Consider the following 19,243-nt stretch of genomic DNA (forward strand, 5'->3'; position numbering starts at 1 on the left):
TGGGAGGGCCGCAGCGCGACGGCGCTGCGGAATCGGCCAATCCGCCGAGCGCCGATTGTCGGGTCCCGACAACCGGCAGGCAGGACCGGTCCGGGTGTGTCAGCTGGTGCTGAGGAAGGACGCCGCTTCGAGATACCCGGCGGCGCCGCAGACCACCGCCACCAGCGCGAGCACCACGTAATCGGCGGCGCTGGGGCGCGCCGGGGCGGCCGCGATCTGACCGGCCCCGCCGCGTGCGGTGATGGCATCGCCCATCTCGTCGGCGCGCCGCAGCGCCACCGTGACCGCGGCGGCCAGCAGGTCGATCACCTCGGAGATCCACTGCTTGCGTCGTTCACGACGGGTCTGCGCCCGGAGCCGCGGGCGCAGCCGCCGCGCCGCGTACAGCACGCTGAACTCGTCCATCAGCATCGGGAACGCCCGTAGCGCCAGCGCCAGGGTGGCGGCCCAGTCATCGACGGGCAGTTTCAGCCAGCGCAGCGGCCGGCACAACGTCGATACCGCAGGCGCGATTTCGGCGACGTTGGTGGTCCAGGACACCAGCGCGCCCAGGCCCAGCAGCACGATCGACACCGCGGTGACGCGCAGGAACTTCAGCAGCCCGCCGAGTTCGAGCTCGAGTCCGGCGAGGTCGACGATCGGGGTGCCGCCGGCGAAGGCCGCGGTGACCCCACCGAGCAGCACGATCAACCACAGCCAGCCCGGAATCGAGGGCAGCGCGCCCCGCGGGATCCGCGCCAGCACCACTGCGGCCGCCACCAGCAGCGTGACCAGCGCGATGGGCAGCCACCCTGGGTAGAACATCAACAGCACCGCCAGGGCGAGCACGGTGACGAGTTTCGTTCCGGCCCAGAGCCGGTGGATGACGGAGTCGCCGGGCACCGGTCGCAGCAGCACGACCGGGCGGCGTTGCGCGCTCATGAGGCGGCTCCCGACGCGACGGGCACCAGCGCGCCCTCATGGAGGTGCAGGGTGCGCGGGCACAGTTCTTCCAGCCCGGCGAAATCGTGGGATATCACCACGACCGTCAGCCCGCCCCGGCGCAGTTCCTCCAGCAGCCGCAGCAGTCCGCGGGCGCTGGCGGCGTCGAGCCCGGCCAACGGTTCGTCGAGCACGATGGCTCGCGGTGAGCGGGCCAGCAGCCCGGCCAGCACGACGCGGCGCATCTGGCCCCCGGAGAGTTGGTCGATACGACGGTCCGCCAGTGCGGGTTCCAGCCCGACGGTGGCCAGCGCGGCGACCACCCGGGCCCGGTCGCGGGCGGGGAAACCGGCGGCAGAGGCGATCTCGCGGTGCACGTGGCTGCGCATCAACTGCAGCCGGGCGGCCTGGAAGGACAGTGCGACCGCGCCGACCTGATCAGAGACCGGCTTGCCGTCGAGCAGACAGGTTCCGGTGGTGGGCAGGGTCAGCCCGGCGAGGATCCACGCCAGCGTCGACTTACCGGAGCCGTTGAGTCCGTGGATCAACACACCGTCACCCTCGTGCACGACCAGGTTGATATCGCGCAGAGCGGTTTTGGCCCAGGGGGTTCCGTCGGCGTAGCGGTGGCTGACGCCGGTGAGCTCCAGCACCGGCACCTCCGAGCGAGTCTCACCGCTGGGGGTGGGCACCTCGGCGGACTGCACCATCTCCGATCCGCCGGCCAGGTTGACCACCCGGTCGGCGGCCTCGGCTTCCTCGTTGTAGTGCGTGATGTGCACCAGCGACATGTCGCGCTTGCGGGTCAGCCCACCCAGCACCGACATCAGGCCGTCGCGGCCCTGCTGGTCGACCATGCTGGTGACCTCGTCGGCGATCAGCAGCGCGGGCTTGCGTGCCAGCGCGGCGGCCACCGCCAGACGTTGCAGCTCGCCGCCGGACAAACTGCCGGTGTCGCGTTCGCCCAGCCCCTCCAAGCCCACCTCGGAGAGCAGCTCGGGCACGTCGACGTGGGTACCTGGGGGCAGCCCCCACACCACATCGTCGGCAACCCGGGTGCCCAGCACCTGGCTCTCGGGGTGCTGCATGATCACCGCGGTGCCGCCCGGGGCGCCGAGCCCGACCCCGCCGGGACGCGCCACGGTGCCCTCGGTGGGTTCGCGTCCGGCGAGGATCAGCATCAGCGTGGTCTTGCCGGATCCGTTGGCGCCGGTGACGGCGAGGTGTTCGCCGGGGTGTACGTCCATCGACAGCGGGCCGAGCGCGTCGCGGGTGGTTCCGGGATAGCGGAACACCACATCACGCAGGGCCATCGGGACCGGCACGACCGGTCCGTCGGTGATGACGGTCTCCAGCTTGTGCACATCGGGCACCCCGAGCAGCCGGGCCAGTACCCGCGACAGTGCCCACCAGCCGACCAGGCTGACGCCCATGATGGCGAACAGTCCGTAGCAGAAGATGAGGATCGGCCAGTGCTCCAGGGCCAGCCCGAACAGTTCCCGGAACTTCTCGGCGGCGGGGCGAAGCTCGGGGATGTAGCTCCAGATCGCGACCGAGCCGTCGACGTTGGCGGTCATGGCAGTGAACACGAGCTCACGCAGCCGGGAGGCGATGAGCAGCGCGACCACGGCCGCGATACCGAATATGGCGCCGGCCACCACGGATACCAGCACCACGACCGGCAGGCCGCGGCCACGGCGTTTGACGATGCCGGTGAGCCCGCCGATATAGGCGCAGTTGATGACGGTCATCAGGCCGCCGAAGCCGCCGATCAGGAAGGCGATGAGCGCGGCGGCGATGGTCGCGGCCAGCACGACGCGCAGCCGGTACCGGTAGGCGAGCAAGCCCATCGGGACGGTGCCCAGCAGGGACAGCGCGGCCGCGAACGGGACGACGACGGCGATGATCGCGATGGCCGCGCACAGAGCCGCCATCACGGCGGCCTGGGCAAGTTCGTTCGGCTGCAATGACCCGGCCCGGCGCAACGTTGGCGAACCGGGAGGCATCACCCGATTCTGCCAGTTCGCCGGAGTGCTTCGGTCGTCCGGACTGTGACGGCTCCCACGTCACCCCGTTTTGCCCATGCATAGCGTCCCTATGTAACCTTGGGCAGGTGACTCGCCCGGACAACACCGCGGCTCTCGGCGCCGACCTGCTGGCCGTCGTCGCGCGGATCAACCGGCTGGCCAATCAGCGCATCGAGCTTCCGCTGCCCTTCGCCCAAGCCCGACTGCTCTCGACCATCGAAGACCAGGGACAGACCCGCATCTCCGATCTGGCCGCCCTCGATCACTGCTCGCAACCGACGATGACCACCCAGGTGCGCCGTCTCGAGGACGCCGGCCTGGTGCAGCGTGCCGAGGACCCCGACGACGCCCGGGCCGTCCTCATCGGCATCACCGAAGAGGGCCGCCAGATCCTCAGCCGGGTGCGCGCCGATCGCAGTGCCGCGATCAACCCCTATCTGGAACATCTCGACAAAGCCGAGCGCGCCGCGCTCGTCGACGCGATCCGGGTGCTGCGCGGGCTGCTCGATGACGCCCAGCATGAACGCTAATACGCGAATGGTCGTAAATCTCGCCGGTTCACGACCACTCGCGCAATTCGAGGTGGACCTCTCAGGTAACCGCAACTCCGACAACGGATCCCACGAGGTAGGTGACGGCGATCGCGACGCCACCGAGCGACAGCAGACGCAACGCCGACCACCACGGCGGCTTGCGGGTGAACTTGGCCGCCAGGCCGCCGGTGATCAGCAGGCCCAGACCGCCGCAGGCCAGCCCGGCCCACAGCGATGCGAAGCCGAGCAGATACGGGATGAGCGGCACGATCGCGCCGAGGGTGAACATCACGAACGACGATCCCGCGGCCACCCAGGGTGAGGGCTTCTCGCGGGGGTCCACCCCGAGTTCCTGCACCAGGTGGAAGTTCAGCGCCCGCGTCTCGTCGCGGTGAATCTCGGCGGTCGCCGTGGCCGCCGTCGCCGGCGTCATGCCCATATCGACGAGCATCGCCGTCAACTCCGCTTGCTCAGCATCGGGGTGATTGCGGAACGAGCGGCGTTCCACCTTCACCTCGGAGTCGATCTGCTCATTGGCCGTTGTCACCGAGGTGAACTCGCCCAGCGCCATCGAGAAGGCCCCGGCCAGCAGACCGGCGATCCCGGCCAGCACCACGGCATGCGCATTAGCCGCGGCCGCCACACCCGCGATCAGTGCGGTGTTGCTCACGAGGCCGTCCATCGCGCCGAAGGTGGCCGCGCGCAGCCACCCGCCGGTGACGTCGGCGTGCTGATGATCGGCCACGTGAGGCAGGCCGGTGGGTGATTCGGGTTCGGACCGTTCGGTCATGTCGCAAATTCAACGCCGACGATTTTTCGTCGTTGTACTCAGGTTTGCCTTTGTCGATGCGGGGGCAAGTTACCGTCAACTATGACCACTACCGCAGATCATCTCCGCAACGCGCTCGACGGCCGCTGGCGCGATGTCAAGAACGAGGTACGTGCCGAATTGTCCGGTGAGGTGTTCCGGCCGCACTACACGCCCAACACCGTCATCGCCCGCACCAAGGTCGGCGAGCAGATGAAGATCATGGCCTCCCGCGGCGCGGCCGAGGACGGCTTCAAGAAGGAGCACGGCGGCAACGGTGACGTCGGCGCCGCCGTCACCCAGATCGAGATGCTCGCGATGAGCGATCTGTCGCTGATGGTCAAGGCCGGTGTGCAGTGGGGCCTGTTCGGCGGTGCCATCGAGAATCTTGGCACCGAGCGGCACCACAACGCCTACGTCAAGAAGATCATCAACCTGGAACTGCTGGGCTGCTTCGCGATGACCGAGACCGGTCACGGCAGCGACGTCCAGTCCCTGGAGACCACGGCCACCTACGACCCGGCGGCACAGGAGTTCATCATCGACTCCCCCACCCCGTCGTCGCGCAAGGACTACATCGGCGGCGCCGCCCAGACCGCAAGAGTGGCAGCGGTGTTCGCTCAGCTCATCACCGCCGACGGGGAGGGGCACGGCGTGCATTGCTTTGTCGTGCCCATCCGCGACGACGCCGGCAACGACCTACCTGGCGTCACCACCTCGGACTGTCACTACAAGGGTGGACTGCCCGGCGTCGACAACGGCCGCATCCAGTTCGACCACGTGCGCATCCCGCGGGAGAACCTGCTCAACAAGTACGCCGATGTCGCCGAGGACGGCACCTACTCCTCACCGATCGAGAATGTCGGCAGGCGCTTTTTCACCATGCTCGGCACGCTCATCCGCGGACGCGTCACCGTCGGCGGCAGCGCCGGCGCCGCAGCCCGGGTGGCGCTTGACATCGCCACCCGATATGCGTTGGAGCGCAGGCAGTTCGATGCTCCCGGCGCCGATCAGGAAGTGCTGATCATGGACTACCTGGTGCATCAGCGCCGGCTGTTCCCACTGATCGCCAAGTCCTACGCGCTGCAGTTCGCCCAGAACGAACTGGTGGCCAAAACCCACGAGCTACAGACCTCGGACAGCCCGGACGCCGAGGAGCAGCGCGAGCTGGAATCGCGCGCCGCGGGCCTGAAGGCCGCCAACACCTGGCATGCGACAGCGGCGATCCAGGAGGCGCGCGAAGCCTGCGGTGGCGCAGGCTATCTGGCGGAGAACCGGCTGATCGCGCTCAAGGCGGACACCGACGTGTTCACCACCTTCGAGGGTGACAACCACGTGCTGACCCAGCTGGTGGCCAAGGAACTGCTGACGGCCTACGCCGATGACATCAAGGGCATGAGCCCGGTGGAATGGGTGCGCTTTGCCGCCAACTTCGCCGGCGAGCGGGTGCTCAAGCGCACCGCCGCGCAGACGATCATGCAGACCATCGTGGACACCCGCGAGGACAACGAGGAAGAGGGCTCGCTGTTCAACCGCGGTACCCAGGTGAAGATGTTCGAGGACCGCGAGGAGTACATGCTCGCCTCGGTGGCCCGCCGACTGCAGAGCAAGGCCAAGGAGATGTCACCGTTCGAGGCGTTCAACGCGGTGCAGGACCACGTGTTGCACACCGCGCAGGCGCACATCGACCGAATCATCCTGGAGGCCTTCGTCGCCGGCATCGACGCCTGCCCGGATGAGGACGCCCGCGAGATCCTCGGCCTGGTGTGTGATCTGTACGCGCTGTCGGTGATCGAAGACGACAAGGCCTGGTTCGTCGAGCACCGCTTCCTGTCGGTCGAACGCTCCAAGGCCGTCACCCGCGCCATCAACGACCGGTGCCGCAAGCTGCGCCCGCACGCCGAACTGCTCGTCGACGGGTTCGGGATCCCCGAGCAGCTGCGCTACGCCGAGATGCTGCATCCCGAGCACATCCCGGACGCCGACGAGCACGAGGAGCAGGACGCCGTCAGCGCCGGCACCATCGAGCCGAAGTAGCGCATCAGCCGCGCCGGGCCTTGCCCGGCCACCAGATCCGGTCACCGATCAGCGACATGGCGGCCGGCACCAGGATGGTGCGCACCAGCGTGATGTCGATGAGCAGTCCGACGCCGACGGTGAAGCCGATCTGCAACAGGTTGATCACCCGTCCGCTCATCAGTGCGAACATCGTCAGCGCGAAAACCACGCCCGCCGTGGTGATCACGCTGCCGGTGCTGGCGAAGCTGCGCAGGATGCCGCGCCGCATCCCGTCGGCGGATTCGTCTCTGATACGGGCGGCGAACAGCATGCTGTAGTCGGCGCCGACGGCGATCAGTGCCATGAACGACACCGGGAAGACCGACCAGTCGATATCGATGCCGATCAGGTGCTGCCAGACGAGCACGCTGACTCCGGCCGCCGCGGCGAAGGACAGCGTCACCACCGCGACCATGAACACCGGTGCGGCGATGCTGCGCAGCAGCACGATCAGCACCAGCAGGACACCGACGATGGCGACGGCGGCGTAGACGGCGAAGTCCCGCCACACCTGATCGCGCATATCGGCCGACAGCGAGGCCAGGCCGGTGCTGGCGAAGTGCGCACCGGCCAGCGAGGTCCCGGTGGCGGCCTCCCCGGCCGCCACCGGCAGGTGCCGGGTCGCATCCAGCGCCTCGGCGCTGTACGGGTTGACCTGCCAGATCACCAGCAGCCGGGCGGTCTTGCCGTCGGGCGCGAACAGCAACTGCTCGGCGGCACGGAAGCCGGCGTCGGTGAGCCCCTGGGGCGGAAGGTAGAAGCCCGCACCCGGCCCGTCGGAGGTGTGCGCGCTCAGCGTGGACAGATAGTCGGTGGCCTCCGAGAGCCCGTCGCTGAGCGCTCCGGTGAGACCGACCACCTGATCGACGCCGCCCTTGACCTGATCCAGGCCGGCCGACAGCTCCGAGACACCGTCGGACAGCCGGTCCGCGCCGCGCACCAGTTCGTCGAGCCGGGCCCGGCTCTGCGCCGGTGAGTCCCCCGGCGCGGTGGCCACCAGCTTCTGCAGGCCCGCCACCGTGTTCCTGATCGCGGGTTCGGCCGCGCGCACCCTGTCGATGGTCTCCTGCGGCATCGCCGTGGCCAGCTGTACCTGGCGCAGTGCCCGGCCGACCGCCCCGCCGGATATCGCATCCAGATCGGCGATGCCGGCGCGGGCCCGCGCGCAGATCGGGTCGGCCAGGCAGTCCGGTCGCGCCTCCACGGCCAGCGCCGGTCCCAGCGCCGCGCTCATGGTGCGGCCCGCATCGAGCACCTGGGTGTTCTGGGTGAGCACCTGCAGCGCCACGTCGAGCAGATTCACCGAGGAGTTCAGGTCGGCCAGCACCGCGTCCAGGTCGGCGGGCGCTCCGGTCGCGGTGGCCAGCGCGGTGTTCGCGGACTCGTAGCTGCCCAGCACCTCATGCGCCAGCGCGGTGACTTCTTTTATGCCGGAGACCAATTGGGGAAGTTGGGCGTCCGCGGTGGCGGCACCGTCACGCAGCGCGGAGGTGCCCGACGCCAGGCGCTGCAGATCGGGGTGCGCGGCGTCAACGCGGTCACGGGCCGAACCGAGACGATCGGCGACCACACCGGCCTGATAGCCGACGGTGGTCTGCTTGAGCTGGTGTCCGTCCGGGCGGGTCAACGCGCGCACGTACGCGACTTCGGGGAGCTTGGTGATCCGTTCGGCGATCTGGTCCAGCGCGGCGAGATCGTTGGTGTTCCGCATGTCATGGTCGGCAGTGACGATGAGGTACTCGGGTGCGACTTCGTTGACGCCCCAATGCTGATAGGCCTTCTGATAGCCGGCGGAACTCTCGGTGGCGTCGAGTTGCATGGCGTTCTCGTCGAAGTTGACCCGGAAGGTGAGCAGCACCGTGGCCGCGGCGATCAGCAGCACCAGCGAGGCCGCCGCGAGCGCGCCCGACCGGCGCAGCACCGTGGATCCGATGCGACGCCAACGCCTTTCGTCGAGTCGGCGCGGTTCGGCCAACCCGCGCCTGCCGAGCACGGACAGCAAGGCATAGGGCAGCGTCATCGACACCGCCAGCGCGATCACGATGGCGATCGCGATGGGCGGGCCCGCTGCCTTGAACATGCCGAGTTCGGTGAAGCCCATCGCGGTCGCGGCGGCCGCGATGGTGAGCATCGAGGCGATCAGGATGCCCGATACCCGGCCACCGGCGTAGGCCAATGAATCGTTGACGGACAACTTCTTTCGGCGCCCCTCGTGATAGCCGGCGAGGATGAAGATCGCGTAGTCGGTGGCCGCGCCGAGCAGCATCGCGGTCATCAGGGCGATGGTGAAGTTCGAGACCGTCAGCGTGCCGGATGCCCCCAGCAGTGACACCACCGGGCGGGCGGCCCCCATCGCGATCCCGATGGTGAGCAGCGGAATGAGCGCGGTGACCACCGATCGGTGGACCGTCAGCAGCACCAGCATGATCAGCACCACCGACACCGCGGTGATGATCAACAGCGAGAAGTCCATGGAGCTGAACAGATCCGCCAGTGTCGGCGACGGGCCGGTGTAGTAGAGCTGCACGCCCGGCGGGGTCGGCAGCGAGTGAATGGTGTCGCGTATCGCAATCGTGTTCTTGTGCGCCTCGGTGGAGCCGACATCGCCGACGCCGGCCACCAGCACGTTGATGGCCTTGCCGTCCGGGCTCAGCGCGATGTCGCGCAACCGCTCGTTGCCGAATACGTCCAATGCGTAGGCCACATTGCCGGTGTCGGCACGCAGCGCCTCGACGAGTTCACCGTAGAGCTTCTCCTCCGCGGGTCCGATGCCCTGCTCGTTGACCATGAGCACGCTGCCGATGGCCGAGGATTCGGGCACCCCGAACGCCTGCGACATCTGCCGCAGTGTCTGCGCGGCCGGGATATCGGCGGGCATGAACGGCGCCGACCGTTCCGCCACGGTCTGTTCGAGCTGCGGGATGGCGATGTTGAGTGCGCCGACGAGCACCACCCAGAACCCGATGACCACCCAGGCGTGCCGGGCGCAGAACCTGCTGAACGCGCCGAAGCGCCGACTGTCGCTGTGCTGCATTACCGCCCCCTGGTCATGCAGTAGACCAAATGGTCTACCGGACCGGGCAGACGTTAGTAGACTGATCAGTACACCGCAAGAGAGGTTCCCATGCAGGCACGCGATCGGCTCGTCACCAGTGCCATCGATCTGATCCGGCGCAACGGCGTCGCCGGTACCGGCCTGTCGCTGTTACTGGAGCTCAGCGGCACCGCACGCCGGTCGCTGTATCTGAATTTCCCCGGCGGCAAGGCCGAACTCGTCGCCGATGCCACCCTGGCCGCGGGCCGCTACACCGGCGATGCCATCGATCACCTGGCCGCCACCCTCGGCCCGGTTCCCGCGGTGCGGGCCTTCGTCGCCGCGTGGCGAGACACCCTCACCCACAGCGACTTTCTGTCCGGATGCCCGATCGTGGCCGCCGCGCTGGGCCGCTCGGAGGCCGACAAAGCTGCCGACAACGCCGGCGCGGTCTTCATCGACTGGCAACGCCGACTGGCACGCCACCTCGAGGCCGCCGATGTCAGCGCCGAGGACGCCGCGCGGCTGGCCAGCGTCACGGTGTCCGCGGTCGAGGGCGCCATCGTCGTGTGCCAGGCCACCAAATCGGCCGAGCCGCTGCAGCATGTCGAGGACGCGCTCATCGAGCTCTACGAGTCGAAAGTCGGCACTAAGGAGTAGGGGTCGGGATCGGATCCAACGCCTGGAGCGCGCCGTCCTCGCCGATCTGGAAGCGCACCTGAGCGATCCCGGTCGGGCAGCACGGCTTGTCCTGACCCTGCAGCCACTGGTACTGCACCGTGGCGATCTTCTCCCCCAACGGGACCACGGTGGTGTACGGGCGGGGCCGCGGGGTCGGCGGGCCCAGCGGCGCATCGCGGTCGAAGAACAGCACCTGCACGGCGGCATCCTGGGCGGTGTCCCCGGTGCCGATCACCACCCAGTGCAGGCGGCAGTCACCGGTGTTACCCCGCGATACCTCCGACCAGCGTTCACCGACCTTCTGCACGGCGGTCTTGACTGTCTCGGCGGTCGGGGTGTCCGCGGCCGGGCAGTCCGAGGTGGACTGCGGCGCCGAGTTGGGTGGGCTCCACCCACATGAAGCCAGGGCGAATGTGAGGGCCGTGAGGGCCGAGGCGATCCGGGTGAGCCGCATGGCAGTGAGCTTACGGAGTGAACATCGCTCTCCCCGATCCTCCGGCGCCGGCCAGTCCCGTCGCCCGGATGTGCTCAGCGAACACTCCGCGTAGCATCCAGGCCATGGGAATACGCCATTTACGCCGGTTGGTCGTTGTCGGCGCGCTGACCGCTTCGATGCTGGCAACCGGCTCCGCCCCTGGCGCCTCCGCCGAACCATGCCCCGATGCCGAGGTGGTCTTCGCCCGCGGCAGCGACGAGCCACCCGGCCTCGGTGCCACCGGCCAGGCGTTCGTCGACACCCTGCGCGCGCAGTCCCCCGGTAAGTCCATCGGCGTCTACCCGGTGAACTACCCCGCCAGCGGCGATTTCGAGAACCGGGCGGTGTTCCCGGCCACCATGTTCGACGGTGTCGGTGACGCCGCCGCACGAGTGCGGTCGACGGCCGCGAACTGCCCGAACACCAAACTCATCGTCGGCGGATACTCCCAGGGTGCAGCGGTCGCCGCCTACGCCACCGCAGACCTGCCGGCCGACGTGCAGAGCCGGGTCGCCGGACTGGTGCTGTTCGGTAAACCGAGCGCGTCGCTGTTGTCCCAATACGGTGCGCCGCCGGCCAACATCGCACCGTCGTACTCGGGTAAGTCACTGGACCTGTGTGCACCGGGCGACAACATCTGCGATGGCTCGCCGGCTTCGCTGCTGGGTTCGCTGGCCCATGCGACCTATCCCTACAACGGTCTGACCGACGCGGCAGCGGCGGCCGCCGCGGGCAGGATCGCCTAGAAAGCAGTGAGGCCGGCGCTTGCGCGCCGGCCTGTCGTGCTCCCCCGGATGGACTCGAACCATCAACCGTCCGATGCGGATATGTCGTCCCGACGGATCTCCTCAAAGGTTCGCGAAAGTGCTGGCGGGCAGCAGGATTCGTTTACCGCTGCCCATGCCAGTTCATTGCGTGTATCCGGTATGTCAGAGGTGTTATGCGAGGAAGGTACGGGCAGGCAGTACCTCCTACCGCCGGGCGGTGGTGACTACCGCTCCGACAACCAGACACAGGACGAACCATCCGATGTAGGCCAGCCACCCGAGGCCGATCGTCGCGCCGAAGAAACCCGCGAAGAACCCGATGACCAGCAGGGCAACTCCGACGAGGATTGCATACGCGATCGCCATGATGCAGATCATGGCACTCAGGTCGGTCCCGCGAGCTACGAACCCGACTGTAGGTCGACCCGAAGATGCCGTGACCGGCCGTGGTGCGGATCGGACAACAGCAGAACTATCTGCCACACCTTGCGACTGGATCGATAGCGCAGAGTTTCGCCGATGTCATTCATCGTTGGTGTGTCCGGCCCCATTGAACATCTGCTGTGACCTGGTATCACACGTACCATCAGGGGTGATGTCCAAGCAACTGAGTGAACAAGCGGCCGCCGCGGTGTCAGCGCCGCGCGACGATTTGGCCGCTGGTCACAGCGAGGCTGCCATCGAAATCGAACCCGACGAGGTCGCCCAGTTGCTCACTAAGCACACCCGCCGATGGGCCGGTGTCCTTGAGCGCCTGAAGTGACCTACTACCTGGGCGCCCAGTCGCTGATCGCCATCAACGAAAGCCAGGTAGGCCCTGGTTGCGTCGGCGACATGCATGGCGTGGAGTCAGCTGCTTTCCGACCCCAGAGCGGCTTCGGCGACGCCGACCTTTTCCCCGATATCTGGGCGAAGGCAGGCGCGCTGCTCCACTCAATCGCCAGCAACCAGTACTTCACCGACGGTAACAAACGAACCGCATGGTTGGCCGCCAACATCTTCCTGGACAAGAACGGCTACGAACTCCCTCACATCAACGACATCGGCGCCGAGATCTTCGTGCAATCGATCGGCCAGGACATCTTCAAGACCGAGGATGAGCCGAACGCGTCGATCGGTAAAGCAGGCGAGTTTCTGCATACCGCATGGGCCCGTCAGCGAGCCGGTGCCTCGAAGCACCATCGGCTGGAATATGTGTTCTTGGCTGAGGCCGTACAACCCTTCGGCAACGGCACGTTCAACGTTATGAGGGGCGGCATCTTCTCCTTCACGGTCGAGGATCATCCGGGACTGTTTCCGCTGCCGTTCGAGTTCGCGGTGATTGGCCGCTTCCATTGGAACTCCGGCGACAACATCGTCCCTCACACCCTGACCGCGACTCTCGTTCCCGAGCCGGGCGGAAAGCGCATCAACACGCCTTCTGCGACTCTTGAACTCAGGCAATTCTCACCACCGCCGAGCGGACATCCCCAGCACGCTCAGTCGGGTCTACTGCCCCTGTTGTTCCACATCCAACTAACCCCGATCTTCCTGGCGTTCGGGCCAGCAACGGTCGAACTTAGCCTCGACGGTGAAGTGATCGCGGAGTTGCCTTTTCAGTTGCTTAAACAGGAGGGTGCTCCGAACTTGGCCAGCCTGGCCGCCACGCTCTAAGCATCCACCTACCGGCCATCGCGGGTGCAGGTTCGGCGTACCCAGCGCACATCCGACAGCAAGCACTCTGGGATATCCGAAAGCAGCGCGATGGTGGCGGTGACGTTGAACTGTGGACCCAGCCACCGCGCCGACTCCGCCGGTGACGTTGCCTTGCGTTCACGGCGGGCCGCCAGCAGCGCACCCGCGCCGATCATGCCTCCAACGACATGAGCAGGGAGTCGCAGGCAGCGTGAGCGATTACGGACGCTCGGCAGGCACCTCGGTGGTCTTCTCTCCCCGAGACTGCGAGAATTCCGCGAAACCGCCATCGATCTTCGATGTACACGTCGCGACTAACGTCAGCATCTGAGACATCTCCTGTTGCATTGACCCCATGCGCTGCAGTGTCGCCGCCAAGAACTTCGCTGCGTCCTCCACCGAAGCCGGACCGCTAGTGGAGTAACTCACGAACACTCCTCGGTGCTCATCGCGCTCGGGCTGCGTTCTGATCAACGACAGCAGATGCTCCCGTGCAATCGTCGACACTGGCAGGTCACGGCCGGCCGCAATCCCCTCCAGCGCCTCGAACTCGTCCGGGCTGAGCCGAACCTGCAGCACCTTCGACCGACCACGCCCAGGCCGGCTCACCGACACATTGTCCGGCAGTGGCCGATCCGACTGGTCAGCCTCGCCGTCCTCCGCTTCCGTACCGATCCGCGTTAGACGATCGTCAAACGATTCCCTCATCAGTCCGTGCCTCCCTGCTCGTAGTAGCGCCGATCCCGCGCATTGGCCTTCCAAGCGTTCGCACCGTAGGTGACGTCATCCTCGTGGCTGAAGACGGTGATGACGGTCAGAATCGCACCGGCGCTCGGCGAGTAACCGATGGTGCGGTTGCTCTCGCCAGACGTGCTGTTGTAGTCCGGGATAAAGACCACGCGCTCCGGGTCTGCGAGTGCTTCGTTGGCCTGGGCCACGGACACGTAATGCTTGGCGATGTACCAGCCTCGCTTGCTCCAGTTGATCGCCATACCTGAGTGTAATACACAGTAATACAGACGGCAACCGCTTAAAGCGGTAAAGTCCACTCCATGCCTCTATTCGACCTCGACGACTTCCTCGCCGAAGCCATCGAAACCGCCGCACTCAACAATCTGACCCTCCTCTACGACAGCGGAGACACCCCCGCGACAGAGCGCCAAATCGTCTTTGGCGACCGAGCGGCCGCTGCCACCTGGGACCAAGGCGCAAACGACGGCTACCAAGTCACCATCAACATCGACGAACACCATGCCGGAATCAAGACCGCCACCGCCAGCGAACTCGGCGTCAGCAGGGGAACCATCGAAGAGAACGACCCCAAGACGCAAAGCGAGCGATCCGAGAGCATCCTGATCATGCTGTCACGGCCCTCGATGCCGATCGGCCGCAACATAACCCGGTAGGAATAGACCGTCGTGGCTCAGCTCTACATGTCGATATCTCAGGTCGAAGAACGCCTTGGCCTAGCCCCTCGCAGCCTGTCCAAGGCCAAAATGCCCGATCCCGACGTCATCGTCGGGCCAGTCCAAGCGGACGGACAGCCCGAACGTGGCGCCGCCCGCGGCTGGCTACCTGAAACCATTGACGAGTGGCACGCCAACAGACCGGGCCGCGGCGCCCGCACCGACCTTCAAAGCTGACCCGCACACAACAGCGGCCCGTCACCCCACCAGGGTGACGGGCCGATCTGTCCGTGACTCACTCGTCGTTGGCGGTCGCCTCCGCCTCGGGCCCCTCTGAGAACAACATCTCGCCACCTTCGACGTAGTCGCCCTGCCGTAGGTGTGCGGCCACCTCGCGCAGCGCCCGGATATACCCTTTCTGGTACTCCTCGCTACCGAAAGTCCTGTCCTCCGCTCGCTTGGCCCATCCTCGTAGAGCTTGTGCTACGCGCAGGTGATTCAAAAACACGGCCGGCTGCTCGGTCAGCAGCTTGTCGGTCTTCTCGGGCTCGTATGCCCCAAGGTTGTCTGCGTCGAAATTGAAGATGCTAGGTGTAGGCATTGTCCGACCGTAACCTGCGCGAGCCTCAACGGTCGATTACGGTCCGCGACTTCACTTCAGAGGTTCTCACCACGTGGATGGTTCTGTCGAGCGACACCATGAATCGCGTCCACTCGCCATCCGAACTCAAGACGTAACCGTCGACTGTGGGACGGCCTTTAACCTCGATCGTTTCCCATGGCAACCACAAAGTGTCATTCGAAACGAAAGAAATCAGCAACGCCACAACCGTGACGATAAAAACCATCCCACCAAGAGCTGTAACTCGATCCCGCGGTTTTCCTTCCGCCATTTGTTGGTGGGCGACGACCGTCAGCAAGGCGACCACCAATAAGCCGACACACACCAACAGCTGCCCGCGTGGCATGGCGACCCACACGATCGCGCCGGTGATTGGGAGTAGGCAAAAGAACGCGGCTTTCACCAATCGGCGATACTCCGGTTTCGTAACGCCGGCGTACGCGAATAGCCACAGCGTTACCTGGATCCAGAACACCACCGTGCCGCCGAGAGGCAAGATCGTCGCAAGCACAAGCGTCTTCAGGTCAAGGTTCTGCACCAATACGCGAAGCGTGTTCGGATCACCCTCGGAAACCACCAGCACTCGCATTGCGCAGAACACGATCGGGAACACGGCGAACACCGCGCCCAGCAGGGTGAAGAACTCTGCGCGACTGAGTTTGGCCGTCGGTGGCCGAGGCGAGGCGCTCACAGTCTCGGACTATCGCATGCGCAGTCGCTCGCTTGGATGCGGCGCGCCCCGCGCCAACTGTTTCGACTACAGCTCGCGAACCCGCCGCCACACCTGCCGGACATTGTGATTGTCGTAACCAACCGTCTTCGGCCCCTCACCGTCGAGCGGCTCAAGCACAAAACCCCGACTGCCCAGCTCCTTCTCCCAATCCGGCTGATTCGGGCCCGCATCCACGATCCGCGCTACCCGCAGCCATGAGAAGTTGCCGTTCCACTTCACCACGTCATCCACCACGAGATCGCGCGGGTAAACCTCTTCAATCGGCCACGGCGCATCGGTCGGTCTCTGCATCGGTTCTTCCATGGCAACGTGCCTACCACCGCTCGCCCAGCGCCACCCGCGGTTTTAAGAGACCCCGCGCAACGCCTCTGTGATCGCGGCGACCAGCTCGCCGACCGTCAGAATCCCCGACACCGAGAACATGTGTCCAGATTCGACGTCCTGTCGCAGTGGAACCCCGGGTGCTGCCGCGCCTGGTCCCGCAGCCCGGCCGCGATCGCCCGCGCCTATCCGCTCCCGCAGCACCGCCTCCCGGACCACGACATCCGCCAGTCGCATTACGCGCAGCGGCGGACGTCGTGGTCCGGATGCCCGGGCTGTGTTGCAGAAATTCTCGGGAGGCGTGATGGTGCGGGATGATTTTGCGGGGAAAGTACGGGATTCGGCCCCTGGATAGCACTCAGGCCGGCGCTTGCGCGCCGGCCGTGGTTGCTCCCCCGGATGGACTCGAACCATCAACCGTCCGATTAACAGTCGGAAGCTCTGCCAATTGAGCTACAGGGGAATGATGCGGAACAGACTCTAGCGTATGCACCCGGCTGCTCCCGAATCGCCATGTCAGACGCCCCTTCACCCGCGTTCCGGGTGCGTGAGGCAGGATATAAGCAATCTGTTGTCACCGTGAGGGGAGCCCTGTGTTCCGGTTCGTGTTCGTACTGGGGGTCGGCTATGTGTTGGGCGCGAAAGCGGGCCGGCGCCGATACGAGCAGATCTCTGCCACCTATAAAGCGGTCACCGAGAACCCGGCGACCAAGGCCGTGCTGGACGCCGGGCGCCGCAAGGTGGCCGACCGGGTGTCACCCGATCCGGCGATGGTGAGATTGACGGCGATCGACGCCGAGACATCGGTGCTGCACCCCGAGCAGGTCGACGTCGAGACGCCGAACCCGCAGAACGGGAAGAGCTTCTAACTCAGCCGAACGGGATGCTGGTGTTCCAGGTGTTGCCCGGGAAGATCGGCGAGGTGCAGAACCCGCCGTTGCACAGCCCGGCACCGGGGGTACCGACGGCCACACCGTTGCCGTTGGAGGTGGACAGGCAATTGCCGTCCTCCTTGTTGCCGAACCAGGCCAGGCAGGCCGGACCGGCCTGCGTGGAGGCGTCCGGAGTCGTCGAAAGTGCCAGCGCGGGCGCCGCAACGGCGGCGACCGCGAAGGCGCCGGCGAAGAGGAACTTGCGTGTCTGATCGCTCAGAGATGCCACGGCGAAGCCTTTCTAGACAGTTAGCTGCGCACTCACTGTAACGCGTGCGTCACGATCATGCAGTCAAGTCATCACCGCTGGCCTGCTCCAGCAGGCTGCGGCGGTAGGTCTCCATGGCCACCAGGTCCCCGAACAGGGCGTGGTACTCGTCGCTGTTGTCCACCGGGGACATCCGCTGCAGCTTCGACTTGACCTCGGCGATCTGGCGGCCGACCGACACTTCCTGCAGCCGGGCCAGCACCCCGGAGATGTAGCGGGCCAGCTTCTCGTCGTCCTCGATCCGGATGGCGTCCACCGAGAGCTCGTTGATCAGGTTGGCCGCCTCCGGTGAACCGGCCATATCGCGCACGGTGTCGATCCACTGGCCGCCCGAGAGCCCGGACGTCATGCCGCCGGCGGCGGCGATCGCCGTGCGCACCGCGGCATAGCCGGGATGGGTGAAATTCTCGACCGACAGGCTGTCGAACACCGGCCCGGCCAGCCCCGGATACTGCAGCGCCGACTTGAGCGCCTCGCGCTGGGGCCGCAGGATCGGGTCCCGCGGATCGGGACGCGACACCGACACCTGAGGCCGTGACGGCGGTTCGGCGCCGGAGCGCCGGTTCGAGGTCGCCGCGCCACGACCATTGGTGCGTCCGCCCTTGCGGCCGGCTTCCTCACGGACCCGGCCGAGCACCTGGCCGACGTCCTGCCAGCCCACCCAGCCGGCCAACTGGCGGGCGTACTCGTCGCGCAGCGTCGGATCCTTGATGCGCGCCACCATCGGGACACAGCGCCGCAGCGCCGACACCCGGCCCTCGGCGCTGTCCAGATCGTGATCGGCCAGCGCGGTGCGGATGGCGAACTCGAACAACGGGGCGCGGCGGGCCACCAGGTCACGCAGCGCACCGTCACCGGAGCGCAGCCGCAGATCGCAGGGATCCATCCCGTCGGCGGCCACCGCGACAAACGACTGCCCCGCCAGGTTCTGCTCACCCTCCAGGGCCTTCACCGCGGCGGCCCGGCCTGCGGCGTCGCCGTCGAACACGTAGATGAGCTCGCCCCGGAAGAAGTTGTCGTCCATCATGAGTCGGCGCAACATCGAGAGGTGCTCGTCACCGAACGCGGTACCGCAGGCGGCGACCGCGGTGGTCACCCCGGCCTGGTGCATGGCCATCACGTCGGTGTAGCCCTCGACCACGACGGCCTGATGCCCCTTGGCGATATCCCGCTTGGCCAGGTCCAGACCGAACAGCACGTGAGACTTCTTGTACAGCACCGTTTCCGGGGTGTTGACGTATTTGGCTTCCATATGGTCGTCATCGAAGAGTCGCCGCGCCCCGAACCCGATGGTCTCCCCCGATGACACCCGGATCGGCCACAGCAACCGGCGGTGGAACCGGTCCATCGGGCCGCGTTTGCCCTCCCGGCTCAGCCCGGCCGCCTCCAGCTCCTTGAACTCGAAACCCTTGCGCAGCATGTGCTTTGTCAAGGTGTCCCAGCCCGACGGCGCGTAACCGCAGCCGTACTTGGCGGCGGCCTCACCGTCGAAGTTGCGCTCGATCAGGTACTGGCGGGCCGGTGCGGCCTCCTCGGAGCGCAGGGCCTCGGCGTAGAACTCCTGGGCGGCGGCGTTGGCGGCGATCAGCCGGCTGCGGCTGCCCCGGTCGCGCTGCACGTGGGTGGCCGAGGCCCCGGTGTAGGTGACGGTGTAGCCGACCTTGTCGGCGAGCAGTTCCACGGCCTCGACGAACGTGACGTGTTCGATCTTCTGCAGAAAGGCATACACGTCACCGCCCTCTCCGCAGCCGAAGCAGTGGAAGTGCCCGTGGTTGGGCCGCACGTGGAAGGACGGGGATTTCTCGTCGTGGAACGGGCAGAGCCCCTTCAGCGAGTCCACCCCGGCCTTGCGCAGCTGGACGTAGTCGCCCACCACATCTTCGATGCGGACACGTTCGCGGATGGCGGCGATATCGCGATCGGGGATGCGGCCCCGGCCACCCCGTGACGTGTCGATACCGGCCATCCGGGCAGTCTATCGGC

22 protein-coding genes and 1 tRNA gene are annotated in these 19,243 nt (G+C 66.6%); 8 read left to right on the plus strand and 15 right to left on the minus strand.

The genetic code is table 11. The features are described from left to right. Window positions 1-99: 99 nt before the first annotated feature. Together C6A86_RS18125 and C6A86_RS18130 are read right to left on the minus strand one after the other, a co-directional pair. On the minus strand, window positions 100-921 hold the full coding sequence (locus C6A86_RS18125) for a CbiQ family ECF transporter T component (protein WP_105362899.1): 822 nt from the start codon (window positions 919-921) through the stop codon (window positions 100-102). Further along, window positions 918-2,927, minus strand: a complete 2,010-nt coding sequence (locus C6A86_RS18130) for a DUF2232 domain-containing protein (protein ID WP_199196150.1) — start codon at window positions 2,925-2,927, stop codon at window positions 918-920. Before C6A86_RS18130 ends, C6A86_RS18125 begins: the two co-directional genes overlap by 4 nt. A gap of 107 nt (window positions 2,928-3,034) precedes the next feature. Here C6A86_RS18130 and C6A86_RS18135 point away from each other — a divergent pair, with 107 nt between their 5' ends. Further along, window positions 3,035-3,478 (plus strand): MarR family winged helix-turn-helix transcriptional regulator, encoded by a 444-nt coding sequence (locus C6A86_RS18135; protein ID WP_233212959.1) that lies wholly within the window; start codon window positions 3,035-3,037, stop codon window positions 3,476-3,478. Window positions 3,479-3,539: 61 nt separating this feature from the next. Here the strand turns inward: C6A86_RS18135 and C6A86_RS18140 are convergent, their stop codons facing one another. Next, a complete protein-coding gene (locus C6A86_RS18140) occupies window positions 3,540-4,271 on the minus strand; it encodes a VIT1/CCC1 transporter family protein (RefSeq protein ID WP_105362901.1) in 732 nt (243 codons plus the stop codon). 81 nt (window positions 4,272-4,352) lie between these two features. On the opposite strand from C6A86_RS18140, the gene C6A86_RS18145 reads away from it, so the two are divergent. Continuing rightward, a complete protein-coding gene (locus C6A86_RS18145) occupies window positions 4,353-6,326 on the plus strand; it encodes an acyl-CoA dehydrogenase (RefSeq protein ID WP_105362902.1) in 1,974 nt (657 codons plus the stop codon). A gap of 4 nt (window positions 6,327-6,330) precedes the next feature. On the opposite strand, the gene C6A86_RS18150 is transcribed toward C6A86_RS18145, so the two are convergent. Beyond that, window positions 6,331-9,381, minus strand: coding sequence for an MMPL family transporter (locus tag C6A86_RS18150; RefSeq protein ID WP_105362903.1), 3,051 nt, complete (start codon window positions 9,379-9,381; stop codon window positions 6,331-6,333). 90 nt (window positions 9,382-9,471) lie between these two features. Between C6A86_RS18150 and C6A86_RS18155 the strand changes: the two genes are divergently transcribed. Beyond that, complete coding sequence (locus tag C6A86_RS18155; protein ID WP_105362904.1) at window positions 9,472-10,041, plus strand: TetR family transcriptional regulator C-terminal domain-containing protein; 570 nt, start codon at window positions 9,472-9,474, stop codon at window positions 10,039-10,041. Here C6A86_RS18155 and C6A86_RS18160 read toward each other — a convergent pair. Next, entirely contained in the window at window positions 10,031-10,516 is a 486-nt protein-coding gene (locus C6A86_RS18160) for an LppP/LprE family lipoprotein (protein WP_105362905.1), read from the minus strand. The genes C6A86_RS18155 and C6A86_RS18160 overlap by 11 nt on opposite strands. A 104-nt stretch (window positions 10,517-10,620) precedes the next feature. Between C6A86_RS18160 and C6A86_RS18165 the strand changes: the two genes are divergently transcribed. After that, window positions 10,621-11,283 (plus strand): cutinase family protein, encoded by a 663-nt coding sequence (locus C6A86_RS18165; RefSeq protein ID WP_233212960.1) that lies wholly within the window; start codon window positions 10,621-10,623, stop codon window positions 11,281-11,283. A gap of 225 nt (window positions 11,284-11,508) precedes the next feature. On the opposite strand, the gene C6A86_RS18170 is transcribed toward C6A86_RS18165, so the two are convergent. Next, window positions 11,509-11,670 carry a hypothetical protein gene (locus C6A86_RS18170; RefSeq protein WP_158263257.1) on the minus strand — a complete coding sequence of 54 codons (162 nt, stop codon included), beginning with the start codon at window positions 11,668-11,670 and terminating at the stop codon, window positions 11,509-11,511. A 229-nt stretch (window positions 11,671-11,899) separates the two neighbouring features. Here C6A86_RS18170 and C6A86_RS18175 point away from each other — a divergent pair, with 229 nt between their 5' ends. Both C6A86_RS18175 and C6A86_RS18180 read left to right on the plus strand, forming a co-directional pair. Beyond that, window positions 11,900-12,067, plus strand: coding sequence for a hypothetical protein (locus C6A86_RS18175; protein WP_158263258.1), 168 nt, complete (start codon window positions 11,900-11,902; stop codon window positions 12,065-12,067). Next, a complete protein-coding gene (locus C6A86_RS18180; RefSeq protein WP_199196151.1) occupies window positions 12,064-12,957 on the plus strand; it encodes a type II toxin-antitoxin system death-on-curing family toxin in 894 nt (297 codons plus the stop codon). The genes C6A86_RS18175 and C6A86_RS18180 overlap by 4 nt, the downstream gene beginning before the upstream one ends. An 8-nt stretch (window positions 12,958-12,965) precedes the next feature. Here C6A86_RS18180 and C6A86_RS18185 read toward each other — a convergent pair whose 3' ends face one another. The 3 genes from C6A86_RS18185 to C6A86_RS18195 are packed head-to-tail and all read right to left on the minus strand — an operon-like array spanning window position 12,966 to window position 13,970. Further along, window positions 12,966-13,154, minus strand: coding sequence for a hypothetical protein (locus C6A86_RS18185; RefSeq protein ID WP_105362906.1), 189 nt, complete (start codon window positions 13,152-13,154; stop codon window positions 12,966-12,968). 43 nt (window positions 13,155-13,197) lie between these two features. Then, window positions 13,198-13,686, minus strand: a complete 489-nt coding sequence (locus C6A86_RS18190) for a hypothetical protein (RefSeq protein ID WP_233212961.1) — start codon at window positions 13,684-13,686, stop codon at window positions 13,198-13,200. Then, the gene (locus C6A86_RS18195; protein WP_105362907.1) at window positions 13,686-13,970 is read right to left on the minus strand and encodes a transposase; all 285 of its coding nucleotides are present in this window, start codon (window positions 13,968-13,970) and stop codon (window positions 13,686-13,688) included. Before C6A86_RS18195 ends, C6A86_RS18190 begins: the two co-directional genes overlap by 1 nt. A gap of 60 nt (window positions 13,971-14,030) precedes the next feature. On the opposite strand from C6A86_RS18195, the gene C6A86_RS18200 reads away from it, so the two are divergent. Beyond that, window positions 14,031-14,384, plus strand: coding sequence for a hypothetical protein (locus C6A86_RS18200; protein ID WP_105362908.1), 354 nt, complete (start codon window positions 14,031-14,033; stop codon window positions 14,382-14,384). Between the two features lie 295 nt (window positions 14,385-14,679). On the opposite strand, the gene C6A86_RS18205 is transcribed toward C6A86_RS18200, so the two are convergent. From C6A86_RS18205 to C6A86_RS18220, 4 genes are all read right to left on the minus strand, one after another. After that, complete coding sequence (locus tag C6A86_RS18205) at window positions 14,680-14,985, minus strand: hypothetical protein (RefSeq protein ID WP_105362909.1); 306 nt, start codon at window positions 14,983-14,985, stop codon at window positions 14,680-14,682. A 25-nt stretch (window positions 14,986-15,010) separates the two neighbouring features. Beyond that, window positions 15,011-15,697 carry a hypothetical protein gene (locus tag C6A86_RS18210; protein WP_105362910.1) on the minus strand — a complete coding sequence of 229 codons (687 nt, stop codon included), beginning with the start codon at window positions 15,695-15,697 and terminating at the stop codon, window positions 15,011-15,013. A gap of 66 nt (window positions 15,698-15,763) precedes the next feature. Continuing rightward, window positions 15,764-16,042 carry a hypothetical protein gene (locus C6A86_RS18215; RefSeq protein ID WP_105362911.1) on the minus strand — a complete coding sequence of 93 codons (279 nt, stop codon included), beginning with the start codon at window positions 16,040-16,042 and terminating at the stop codon, window positions 15,764-15,766. Between the two features lie 408 nt (window positions 16,043-16,450). After that, window positions 16,451-16,523 (minus strand) — tRNA-Asn (locus tag C6A86_RS18220). 130 nt (window positions 16,524-16,653) lie between these two features. On the opposite strand from C6A86_RS18220, the gene C6A86_RS18225 reads away from it, so the two are divergent. Further along, window positions 16,654-16,929 (plus strand): hypothetical protein, encoded by a 276-nt coding sequence (locus C6A86_RS18225; protein WP_057169726.1) that lies wholly within the window; start codon window positions 16,654-16,656, stop codon window positions 16,927-16,929. 1 nt (window position 16,930) lies between these two features. Here the strand turns inward: C6A86_RS18225 and C6A86_RS18230 are convergent, their stop codons facing one another. Together C6A86_RS18230 and dnaG are read right to left on the minus strand one after the other, a co-directional pair. After that, complete coding sequence (locus C6A86_RS18230) at window positions 16,931-17,221, minus strand: hypothetical protein (RefSeq protein ID WP_105362250.1); 291 nt, start codon at window positions 17,219-17,221, stop codon at window positions 16,931-16,933. 55 nt (window positions 17,222-17,276) lie between these two features. After that, window positions 17,277-19,226 carry a DNA primase gene (gene dnaG / locus C6A86_RS18235; RefSeq protein ID WP_105362249.1) on the minus strand — a complete coding sequence of 650 codons (1,950 nt, stop codon included), beginning with the start codon at window positions 19,224-19,226 and terminating at the stop codon, window positions 17,277-17,279. Window positions 19,227-19,243 lie beyond the last annotated feature (17 nt).

Origin of the sequence: Mycobacterium sp. ITM-2016-00316, from assembly GCF_002968335.2 — a bacterium.
Classification (GTDB): domain Bacteria; phylum Actinomycetota; class Actinomycetes; order Mycobacteriales; family Mycobacteriaceae; genus Mycobacterium.

What these genes read in the sequence shown, in the direction of transcription:
- C6A86_RS18205 (WP_105362909.1), bottom strand. Translation starts at nt 14,985, where the DNA reads ATGCCTACACCTAGCATCTTCAATTTCGACGCAGACAACCTTGGGGCA.
- C6A86_RS18140 (WP_105362901.1), bottom strand. Translation starts at nt 4,271, where the DNA reads ATGACCGAACGGTCCGAACCCGAATCACCCACCGGCCTGCCTCACGTG.
- C6A86_RS18130 (WP_199196150.1), bottom strand. Translation starts at nt 2,927, where the DNA reads ATGCCTCCCGGTTCGCCAACGTTGCGCCGGGCCGGGTCATTGCAGCCG.
- C6A86_RS18145 (WP_105362902.1), top strand. Translation starts at nt 4,353, where the DNA reads ATGACCACTACCGCAGATCATCTCCGCAACGCGCTCGACGGCCGCTGG.
- C6A86_RS18165 (WP_233212960.1), top strand. Translation starts at nt 10,621, where the DNA reads ATGGGAATACGCCATTTACGCCGGTTGGTCGTTGTCGGCGCGCTGACC.
- C6A86_RS18170 (WP_158263257.1), bottom strand. Translation starts at nt 11,670, where the DNA reads ATGGCGATCGCGTATGCAATCCTCGTCGGAGTTGCCCTGCTGGTCATC.
- C6A86_RS18175 (WP_158263258.1), top strand. Translation starts at nt 11,900, where the DNA reads ATGTCCAAGCAACTGAGTGAACAAGCGGCCGCCGCGGTGTCAGCGCCG.
- C6A86_RS18150 (WP_105362903.1), bottom strand. Translation starts at nt 9,381, where the DNA reads ATGCAGCACAGCGACAGTCGGCGCTTCGGCGCGTTCAGCAGGTTCTGC.
- C6A86_RS18185 (WP_105362906.1), bottom strand. Translation starts at nt 13,154, where the DNA reads ATGATCGGCGCGGGTGCGCTGCTGGCGGCCCGCCGTGAACGCAAGGCA.
- C6A86_RS18160 (WP_105362905.1), bottom strand. Translation starts at nt 10,516, where the DNA reads ATGCGGCTCACCCGGATCGCCTCGGCCCTCACGGCCCTCACATTCGCC.
- C6A86_RS18215 (WP_105362911.1), bottom strand. Translation starts at nt 16,042, where the DNA reads ATGGAAGAACCGATGCAGAGACCGACCGATGCGCCGTGGCCGATTGAA.
- C6A86_RS18195 (WP_105362907.1), bottom strand. Translation starts at nt 13,970, where the DNA reads ATGGCGATCAACTGGAGCAAGCGAGGCTGGTACATCGCCAAGCATTAC.
- dnaG (WP_105362249.1), bottom strand. Translation starts at nt 19,226, where the DNA reads ATGGCCGGTATCGACACGTCACGGGGTGGCCGGGGCCGCATCCCCGAT.
- C6A86_RS18125 (WP_105362899.1), bottom strand. Translation starts at nt 921, where the DNA reads ATGAGCGCGCAACGCCGCCCGGTCGTGCTGCTGCGACCGGTGCCCGGC.
- C6A86_RS18190 (WP_233212961.1), bottom strand. Translation starts at nt 13,686, where the DNA reads ATGAGGGAATCGTTTGACGATCGTCTAACGCGGATCGGTACGGAAGCG.
- C6A86_RS18200 (WP_105362908.1), top strand. Translation starts at nt 14,031, where the DNA reads ATGCCTCTATTCGACCTCGACGACTTCCTCGCCGAAGCCATCGAAACC.
- C6A86_RS18155 (WP_105362904.1), top strand. Translation starts at nt 9,472, where the DNA reads ATGCAGGCACGCGATCGGCTCGTCACCAGTGCCATCGATCTGATCCGG.